Source organism: Acinetobacter sp. 243_ASPC (genome assembly GCF_001054715.1).
In the GTDB taxonomy this organism is placed as follows: Bacteria; Pseudomonadota; Gammaproteobacteria; order Pseudomonadales; family Moraxellaceae; genus Acinetobacter; species Acinetobacter soli.
Window position 1 is genome coordinate 1 of the sequence record NZ_JVOR01000083.1, and the last position, 2,539, is coordinate 2,539.

The 2,539-nt window shown below is 42.6% G+C and carries 1 protein-coding gene; it reads right to left on the bottom strand.

From position 1 onward, the window contains the following. Nucleotides 1-127: 127 nt before the first annotated feature. Nucleotides 128-1,831 (bottom strand): hypothetical protein, encoded by a 1,704-nt coding sequence (locus tag ADA42_RS09755; protein WP_048764932.1) that lies wholly within the window; start codon nt 1,829-1,831, stop codon nt 128-130. Nucleotides 1,832-2,539 lie beyond the last annotated feature (708 nt).

The following is a 2,539-nucleotide window of genomic DNA, read 5'->3' on the forward strand; positions in this document are numbered from 1 at the left end:
GAAGAATTAACCGCTTAATTGCGGTTTTTTTGTGCCTGAAATTTGGCTATATGACGTGTTACTTATACGCCATAAAAAAACCGCCTACATCAAGCAGGCGGCTGGGTTGTTCAAGGTTTAAATGGGTTTAAACCACACTTAAGTTTTGATCAAAGAGCTGATCGAGCAAATTGGTTACGCTGCCCAAGCCTTGACTTGTACTGGTGACTGAACCAAGCGATGAGGTCACACCGCCTAATAGATCTGTTAGGCCACCAAGGGAAGCACTTGAACCTGTCGCAGAAGTTGAAATGCTTTCCAGACTGTTTAAGAGTGTCTCGACCACATCGAGAGTACTGTCTGCGGCGACATCGACAATATCAACAAGTGCATGTGCAGTATCCGCTGTTACTTCGGCAGTACTGACTACCAAGGTTTCACCCACATCAATTAATCCATGGACAGCATCACTTACACTGCCCAGCACATCGGTTAATGTATCAAATGAGCCAACACTGCCTGCACCCGCAAGACCGCCCAATAAATCCGTCACGGCTTCAAGTGGATTACCTGATGTACCGCCAGCAAGTCCACCTAAGAGATCGGTCACAGACTCAAGCGGATTGCTGTCGATTCCACCTGCGAGGCCAGATAAAATCCATGTTGCACTCGTGCCACTATTGACCAGTGTCGCCGCAACCCCTGTTAATGCATCACTGACTGCTGTTGGATTCAGGTCGAGTGCACCAGAAACAGCATCCAAAACACCATTGACGGTCGCTTCAGAAGTTTCAAAAGTTAAAGTACCTAAATCCGCCAATGCTGAAATTTGGTCAGCAGCTTGAGGCAAAATATGAATACCAGAACTTTCTAAAGTATTGATCGTGGAGGTAATGATATCGGTTTTGAGTGATTCTAGCCCTTGAAGTGCATCGATTCCATTTTGCAATGGTGCGGTTACACTACTTAATGCACCTGTTAAGGTACTTAATGGATCGCTGGATGTTCCACCCGTAATACCGCCCAATAAATCCGTGACAGCTTCAAGCGGGTTACCTGATGCACCGCCAGTGAGTCCGCCCAATAAATCCGTGACAGCGTCAAGTGGATTACCTGATGTACCGCCAGTGAGTCCGCCTAATAAATCGGTCACAGACTCAAGCGGATTACTATCGAGTCCACCTGCGAGGCCGGATAAAATCTCCGTGGCACTTGTGCCACTGTCGACCAATGTCGCCGCAACCCCTGTTAACGCATCACTGACTGCAGTTGGATTCAGGTCGAGCACACCCGAAACGGCATCCAAAACACCATTGACTGTGCTTTCAGAGGTTTCAAAAGTCAGTGTACCCAAGCCAGCCAATGCTGAGATCTGCTCGGCAGCCTGAGGCAAAATATTGATGCCAGAGCTGGCCAGAGTGTCAATCGTGGAGGTAATAATATCGGTTTTCAATGACTCCACGCCTTGAAGTACATCGATTCCGGTTTGCAATGGTGCGGTCGCGCTACTCAATGCGCCTGTAAGAGTACCGAGTGGATTCCCTGAACCTCCACCTGCAAGGCCGCCTAATAAATTGGTGACAGTTTCGAGTGGATTTCCTGATGTGCCACCAGTAACTGTACCCAATAAATCGCTGACCACGCTGGTTGGTGCTGTAGGTAAACTTGTTACCACGGAGCTAATGGTGGTTGGTAGTGTGGAAATACTACTCGCAACCGCAGTTACTGTGGTCGATAAAGACAAAGAAAGATTCAGCGAACCTTCCGATGACGCACTTGATTGACTGGTAACAGCATTACCCAGGTCGTGAGTAATTTTTGAAATAGATGAAACGAGAGCTTTAAGAAACATGAGTGTGCATTCCTATTTGTGCAATTCTTATACATTTTTTGGTTAACTGTAAATTTAATCTTGTTTTGTGTCTTTATTGCGAATGATGTATCGGTCTATTTGTTAACCATGACTCAGTATTGGCTATGTATAAAAAACAGTCAACAAAATCTTAAAATTAAGAAAAAGCGGCACCTGAGCCAATTTTAAAAAAAGAATCTGAGAAAAAATTAACCGATGAATTAAAGCTCTTTTGAATAAAAATTGATAAATTTAAGTGATTTAATCCCATGTCTATAATGCAATTTTTCTTTTACCGCGGTTAAATATTTATTTTATTTTTGGCAGTAAGGTCAATTTTATTATTTTGAATGCTTTTACTTAATTAATTTTTTAATACTAAGCTTATTCAAGTTCTCATTTTATTTTGTTAATGCATTGAAAAAGAATACATTCTGCTTTTGTAAGAATTTATGACAAAGTTTATACAGCAGAGATTAAGTCAAGGGTATCAGCGTTTGAGCGATAACGGTACATAGGCTGAAAATGCTAAAGTTGCTATAAAAAAGCATTAATAAGTATCAAGATGAGCTTATTCGTTTAAGAACTGAACGGTTGACTCTATTTTGTGAAAAAACTACTTATCAAAAACTAAAAAACACGTATAATGCGCTCCATCAAGTACGCGCTCATAGCTCAGCTGGATAGAGCACTTGGCTACGAACTAAG

Coding starts and splice junctions, on each gene's coding strand:
- ADA42_RS09755 (WP_048764932.1), bottom strand. CDS start 1,831: ATGTTTCTTAAAGCTCTCGTTTCATCTATTTCAAAAATTACTCACGAC.